General features: G+C 60.0%; 6 protein-coding genes. 3 read left to right on the forward strand and 3 right to left on the reverse strand.

Annotated elements, in window-relative coordinates; genetic code table 11:
• Nucleotides 1–64 precede the first annotated feature (64 nt).
• Complete coding sequence (locus AC1RPZ_RS27145) at nt 65–853, reverse strand: AraC family transcriptional regulator (protein ID WP_493140965.1); 789 nt, start codon at nt 851–853, stop codon at nt 65–67.
• Between the two features lie 96 nt (nt 854–949).
• Between AC1RPZ_RS27145 and AC1RPZ_RS27150 the strand changes: the two genes are divergently transcribed.
• Nucleotides 950–1837 (forward strand): DMT family transporter, encoded by an 888-nt coding sequence (locus AC1RPZ_RS27150; RefSeq protein ID WP_493140967.1) that lies wholly within the window; start codon nt 950–952, stop codon nt 1835–1837.
• Between the two features lie 109 nt (nt 1838–1946).
• Here AC1RPZ_RS27150 and AC1RPZ_RS27155 read toward each other — a convergent pair whose 3' ends face one another.
• Nucleotides 1947–2837, reverse strand: coding sequence for an esterase/lipase family protein (locus AC1RPZ_RS27155; RefSeq protein WP_493140969.1), 891 nt, complete (start codon nt 2835–2837; stop codon nt 1947–1949).
• A gap of 42 nt (nt 2838–2879) precedes the next feature.
• A complete protein-coding gene (locus tag AC1RPZ_RS27160; protein WP_493140971.1) occupies nt 2880–4955 on the reverse strand; it encodes an AsmA family protein in 2076 nt (691 codons plus the stop codon).
• 388 nt (nt 4956–5343) lie between these two features.
• On the opposite strand from AC1RPZ_RS27160, the gene AC1RPZ_RS27165 reads away from it, so the two are divergent.
• Nucleotides 5344–5772 (forward strand): hypothetical protein, encoded by a 429-nt coding sequence (locus AC1RPZ_RS27165; RefSeq protein ID WP_493140973.1) that lies wholly within the window; start codon nt 5344–5346, stop codon nt 5770–5772.
• Between the two features lie 157 nt (nt 5773–5929).
• On the forward strand, nt 5930–6562 hold the full coding sequence (locus AC1RPZ_RS27170) for a TetR family transcriptional regulator (protein ID WP_493140975.1): 633 nt from the start codon (nt 5930–5932) through the stop codon (nt 6560–6562).
• Nucleotides 6563–6690 lie beyond the last annotated feature (128 nt).

A 6690-nucleotide genomic window follows, 5' to 3' on the forward strand; every position in this document is an offset into this window, starting at 1 on the left:
CTCCTTGTTACCGCGCCGAGGGGGGCGGCCTCGAAATGGAGTGTAGACAAATGCCGTTACACCTTCATCTGCTATCCAGAGTGGTCCGTCGATACTGCTCGGGCGTGCAACCGGCCTGACGCTGAAACATCGCGATAAACGCCGACGACGTGCTGTAACCCATGTCGAAGGCGATCTCCTGAATGCTGCGCGGGCTGTCCAACGCGTCGATCGAGGCGAGGAAGCGCAAACGCTGGCGCCATTCGCCGAAGCTCATGCCCAATTCACGAACACATTGCCGGGCCAGGGTGCGTTCGCTCACGTGAATCTGCTCCGCCCACTGTGCCAGCGGTCGGTTGTCGCCCGGGGCGGCTTGCAAGGCCTCAAGCACGCCGAGCAATCCCGCACTGCTGGCGTAAGGCAAATAACAATTGTGCACCGGCGCTTGTTGAAGCTGATCGACCAACACCTCGGCCAAACGCTTATCAGCCGGGCGTTCGGGAATTTTCACATCACGGGCGGCGAAGTCCTTGAGGATCGCCTTGAGGATGTCACTGATTGCCAGCGTGCAGGCCTGCTGCGGCAGATCGCGGCACAACTGCGGTGCCAGGCACACCGCGCGATAGGTGATCGGCTGGGTGCTGTAGAAACTGTGCTCGGTGTGTGGCGGCACCCATACCGCGTACTGCGGCGGTGACATGAAGCGGCGGCCGGCGATGTCCATGTGCATCACGCCATGGGCCGAATATTCGAGGGTGCCCCACGGGTGGCGATGGGCCAAGGCGTGGCTATGGGCGTCGAAATCGGCGTAACGGAAGTACACCGGAGCTGGCAGGCCGCTGAAGTCCAGCAGGTCGATGTGCTTTTTGTTCATGCTGTCCGTATGCAGAGGCAGGTTGTCTGGATCGCAGTATAGGCTTGCATCCAGACAGGCGGATAATTGCGCTTCATTAACGTTCTGGTTTTCCCCATGCAATACGCTTATCCCCTGCTGGCCATTTTCATCTGGGCCGGCAACACCGTGATCAACAAACTGGCGGTCGGCGCAATCTTCCCCGCTGAGATCGGTTTCTATCGCTGGCTGCTCGCCGGGATTCTGTTCACGCCGTTCATGCTCAAACCGGTGCTGAGCCATTGGGCGGTTATTCGCCCGAACCTGGGCAAGATCTTCGTCCTCGGCGTGCTCGGCATGGCGGTTTACCAAAGCCTGGCTTACTTCGCCGCAACGATGACCTCAGCCACCAACATGGGCATCATCCTGTCGCTGATGCCGTTGATGTCGCTGGCCATGGCGATCATCAGCCTCGGCCAACGGCTGACCGCCGGTGCGCTGGCGGGTGCGATGCTGTCGTTTGCCGGCGTGCTGGTGGTGGTGTCGTCCGGCAGCTTGGGTGCGCTGCTGGAACATGGGGTCAACCTGGGCGATGCGATGATGCTGATCGCCACCCTGGCCTATGCGATCTACAGCACCTTGCTGAAAAAATGGCCGCTGCGTTTGCCGCCGCTGGTGCTGTTGTATTTGCAGGTGCTGGTGGCGGTGGTGGTGCTGTTTGCGCTGTTCATGGCCTCGCCAAAAGTTGGCCCGACCTTGCAGAACATTCCACTGGTGCTCTATGCCTGCCTGCTAGCCTCGATGCTCGCGCCACTGGCGTGGATGCAAGCCGTGGCGCGTCTGGGGCCGAGTCGAACCACGCTGTTCTTCAACTTGCTGCCGCTGATTACCGCACTGATTGCGGCGGTGGTGCTGCATGAACAGTTGGCGTTGTACCACTTGGTGGGTGGGGTGCTGACGTTGGGCGGAGTGATTCTTTCCGAGCGTTGGACCACCGTGCTGGGCCGCAAGGTAAGTGTTGCCTGATCTGACGCCATCGTCGGATCGCCGCCCGGAGCAAGCTCGCTCCCACAGGGTCAGCGATCAACCTGTGGGAGCGAGCTTGCTTGCGATGAACGATAACGCGGTCTATCGGCTACACCCCCGCCGCCTTCAACCGCTGCGCATGCTCGACGAACAACCGCACCGGGTCGGCACCCTTGCCCACCAAGCCCAGCGACTGATTGACGATGTCGAAGTGGTCCAACGGGTATTCATCGCCAATCACCGTGCCCAGGTGCGAGCTGTAGCGACCGACCAGGCCATCGCAATGTCCGGCTTCGCGGACGAAGGTGGTGGCGAACAACCGACAACTGCGGTTAGTGCCGTCGATCAGGTTGCCGCCACGGTCGGTTTTGCCCGGTTGCAAGGTCCCGGACCAGGAGTAATAGCGCACGCCATTGACCAGCTCCGGACCGTGCCCGCCCCAGGTCTCGGGCAACCCCTGTGGATAACGCTGATTGAACAGCGCAACCCCTTCGCTGGTCAGCGAGTTGTGCGAGGCATGGATATCCACCGGCCATTTCGGTCCGCGATAACCGGTTTCCAGCAGGCCCATCAACCACGCGATCCACTGCAACAAAGCGCTCAGCACACGGCCCCTCGCACTGTCGGGTGGACAGTGTTTGTGCAGATAGTCCGCCAACTCCGAGCCATGGTTGGGCCCGGCTACCGACGTCACCGAAGCCACCTGGTCCGGACGCTTGGCGGCGGCATAGCGGGCGGTCAGCGAACCTTGGCTGTGTCCGATCAGATTGACTTTACTCGCACCGGTTTCGCGCAATATTTCATCGATTTGCGCCAATAACTCTTCACCGCGCACTTCATTGGAGTTGACCGGCGAAACCTGTACCGCGATCACTGTCGCCCCACCTCGACGCAGCGCCGAGATGATCCCGTACCAGTAGGGGTAGAACAGCAGGCGAATGAACCCGAGCATTCCCGGAACCAGCACCAAGGGGTAACGCGTGGCGGTCTCTTGCGACATGGGCAACCATCCGTGTGATCCGGGGCTGTTACAGACAGCCAACTATTTAGTCGGTTTGACCGTCACCGGCGCCTTGCCTTCCTTCATTTGTGCCAACAACGGCGCGCACTGGTTCGGCTCGCCGCCACTCGGTGCCACCAGTGCCAGCAACCCCGCCGCCGGGCCGGCAATCACGCCCAGCGCCACCATCCCCGCGCCCCGCAGCATCAATGGCACGCCTTTCACACCGGTATCCGGCTTGATGAATTTGCCGCGCACATACAGCGGCGAACGCAACGAGATCAGCCGCACGCCCTTGGACTCTGGCGAGATGGTCAGGTCGAGTTGTTCGCTGGCCATGTTCGCCGTGCCGTCGATGTAGATGATCGCGTTCTCGGTGTCGAACACAAACAGTCGGGAGGTCGCCAGTCCGGTCTTGATGCTGAAGTCGGCCGCCGCGCAGTTGATCTTCACGTCCTGGTCGCCAAAGATTTTCCCGACCACGTAATTGCCGACGTTCAACCCGGCCAGCTCCATCAGTTGACGACTGATCGCACCGTCGTTCATCAACATCTTCAGATCGCCATCGGCGCTGCCCAATAATGCCGCCACCGAATTGCCTTTACCGGCGAGGTCGGCGTCACCGTTGAGCTCACCAAAGCTGGTTTGCATCGTCTCGAAGGTCGGGAACAGTTGCTTGAGCTTGAACCCGCGAGCGGTCAGTTTCGCCCGCCCTTCCAGCGGCGTGACACGGCCGTTCAGACGAATCTGCGCGTCGAGTTTTCCGCCCGCCACGCCAAAGCGCAGCGGTTCCAGGCTGAGCTGGCCATCGTTGAGCACCAGATGGGTGTAGAGATCGGTGAATGGCAGCTTCTCGCTTTGAACGATGCGCTTGCCGGTGAATTCGACATCGGCGTCCATATCACGCCAGCGCTCGGTACGGAACTCCTCGACCGGCAACACCTTGTCCGCCGGCTGCTTGCTTTCACCGCCACGGGCCTTTTGCTTGGCGTTGGAGTCGGCGCCGATCAACGGCGCGAGGTCGGCGAACAGCAGTTGGTTGGAGACTACCGCACCACTGAGCGTGGGCCGCGGCTGGCTGGCGACGTAAGCCAGGTTGCCGTGAATATCGCTGCCGCCGATGGTGCCGTTGAATGCCTCGTAGTGGAACGTCGCGCCGTCCGGTTCGCGCAACCTGGCGGTCAGGTGACCGTCAGTGGCGTAAGGCGGCGAAGCCGGCAGGGGCACACCGGTCAAGGGATAGAGGTTGCCCAGGCTGGTGCCGGCCAGTTTCAGGCGCAGGTCCAGCGCACCGAGGTTCAGCGGGTCGGTCAGCGTGCCGGCCAGCTCGACGCTGGTGTCGGCAATCTTCACCTGCGCGTGCAACGGGAATGGCTTGGCCGCGTCCTGTAATGCCAGCAGCCCGCCGACCTTGCCTTCGCCTGCGAGCTTCTGACCGTGGTACTGGCCTTTGACCTTCAGCGCGAACGCATAGTCTTGCGGCGCCGAGCCCTGCTCCAGAGCTTTCTTCGCCGCTTTATCTCCAACGATGTCGCTGAATGGAATCGGCTTGCCCAACAGGTCGATCAGCAGATCGAGCTGAGTGTTGAGGCTCTGGTCATCGAGCGTGACGTGGCCCTTGTCGAAGCCGATTGCACCGATGTCTACCACCCAGCGGGACGGTTCGGCGTTCGGGTCTTTCGGATCGAACGTGAAGGTCCAGTTCGCGCGACCATCGGCCAGGCGTTGCAGGTCGGCATTCGGCTCTGTGAGGTCGATGCGCGGAATCATTACCCGTTGCGCCAATAGCGCCAACGGCGAGATCCGCAACTCGACGCGTTTGAGACTGACCATTTGCGGCTTTTTCGACCAGTCCGGGTTACCCAGGCTCAAGTCCTCGGCCACCATGTGCGGCCATGGCACCCAGGCGCGCCAACCACCTTCCTCGACTTCACGTTTCCAGGCCACCGTCAGGTTGCCGTTGATGGCAAAGGGGCGGTGCAGTTCTTCGGAGACTTTGGTGTTGAGCGGCGGTTTGATCCGGTTCCAGTCGAAGAACGCGATGATCACCACCAGCAGGGCCATCAGCAGCACGAGGCTGCCGAAAACCCAGGCGAGAATTTTACGAGGGCGCGTCATTGCACAGAGCTCCTGATTACGACTCAGCGCCCGAACTGCGACGCCGGTATGAAACGGTAGGACAGAAATCGGCCGATTATAGGAACTACGACTGGCAAATGGCCCGCAGGTTTAACGCAAAAACCCTTTCAGCCGCTAAAAAGCCAAACTCCCTGACTATCCAGACAGCTTTTCGTTACTCGCCCCGCACTTTTCTGACCCGCAAGTGAGTCGAAAATACCCACCTCGGTGCAAAAGCACTCCCCGGAAACGTCCGTTCTAGAGGCTTTCCGCAGAACAATCAATTCCGTTGATTATTACCATTGTCTTTATGAACTTTTATATCGACTTATCGAGAGTAGCATTAACTTCGTACCCACTTTATCGCCCTCCCAAGGAGCAACCGATCATGAAACGCCAAATACTGCTTAGCCTGACCCTCTCGATGCTAGCCAGCACTGCTTTTGCTCTGCCAGCGGCCGATCAGGCCACTCCACAAGTCAAAGATAGCCATTCCGTATTCACTCAGACCGTTGCCGAAGGTGGTAACGAACGCCTGAAAGAAAAAGGTCTGATTACTCAGGACGGCTACGACAAGACACCACAAGGCCAGACTCTTGCTGCTGACGGTGCCGACCGCACTCCACAAGGCCAGACCCTTGCCGCTGACGGTTCCGACCGCACCCCACAAGGCCAGACCCTTGCCGCTGACGGTTCCGACCGCACCCCACAAGGTCAAACCCTTGCCGCTGACGGTTCCGACCGTACCCCACAAGGCCAAACCTTGGCAGAAGGTGGTGGTGACCGCGTGATCGAACGCAACGCTAGCCTGAGCTAAGGCCATGCTGGCCCGGAAAAAAGCCCGATCTCCTGGATCGGGCTTTGACTTTATGTAAGCCGCACTCCCCGCCTCACCTTCCTTTACTCAAGTTCGACGCCGGCAAAGCTGATTTGCTAGAGTGCGCCGCTGTCCTTGATTAGAAGTCAGCCGCCTGATGCTGCCCCGCGCCGAACAGAAACAACAGACCCGCAACGCCTTGATGGACGCTGCTCGCCACCTGATGGAATACGGCCGAGGGTTCGGCAGCCTGAGCCTGCGTGAAGTGGCGAAAACCGCTGGCATTGTCCCGACCGGTTTCTACCGGCACTTTGCCGATATGGATCAGCTCGGGCTGGAACTGGTCAGCGAAGTCGGCCAGACCTTCCGCGCAACCATCCGTCTGGTACGTCACAACGAATTTGTCATGGGCGGGATCATCGACGCCTCGGTGCGCATTTTCCTCGATGTGGTCGCGGCCAACCGTTCGCAGTTCCTGTTTCTGGCGCGCGAACAATATGGTGGCTCGCTGCCGGTGCGCCTGGCTATCGGCAAACTGCGCGAAAACATCAGCTCGGACCTGGCCGCCGACCTGTCCTTGATGCCCAAGTTGCAACACCTCGACTTCGCCGGGTTATCGGTCATGGCCGACCTGATCGTCAAAAGCGTGTTCGCCACCCTTCCCGATATCATCGACCCACCCGCCGAAGCACTGCCCGCGCATTTGACGCCACAGGCAAAGATCACTCAGCAGTTGCGCTTTATCTTTATCGGCCTCAAACACTGGCAAGGGTTGGGTAGTACCGAGTAATCGTTTAAAAGATCGCAGCCTGCGGCAGTCCCACAAATGGGCGGAGCTACAGCAGGCTGCGATCTTTTACTGTTCAATACCCAATCACGTTGGCCCGAGAATCCTCACCCGGTTGTCCTGACGTCCAT

The organism is Pseudomonas sp. GW822-FHT02D10 (assembly GCF_058802345.1).

Bases quoted from the DNA above. Each gene is read 5' to 3' on its own strand.
- AC1RPZ_RS27145 (WP_493140965.1), bottom strand. From the start codon at position 853: ATGAACAAAAAGCACATCGACCTGCTGGACTTCAGCGGCCTGCCAGCT.
- AC1RPZ_RS27150 (WP_493140967.1), top strand. From the start codon at position 950: ATGCAATACGCTTATCCCCTGCTGGCCATTTTCATCTGGGCCGGCAAC.
- AC1RPZ_RS27160 (WP_493140971.1), bottom strand. From the start codon at position 4,955: ATGACGCGCCCTCGTAAAATTCTCGCCTGGGTTTTCGGCAGCCTCGTG.
- AC1RPZ_RS27165 (WP_493140973.1), top strand. From the start codon at position 5,344: ATGAAACGCCAAATACTGCTTAGCCTGACCCTCTCGATGCTAGCCAGC.
- AC1RPZ_RS27170 (WP_493140975.1), top strand. From the start codon at position 5,930: ATGCTGCCCCGCGCCGAACAGAAACAACAGACCCGCAACGCCTTGATG.
- AC1RPZ_RS27155 (WP_493140969.1), bottom strand. From the start codon at position 2,837: ATGTCGCAAGAGACCGCCACGCGTTACCCCTTGGTGCTGGTTCCGGGA.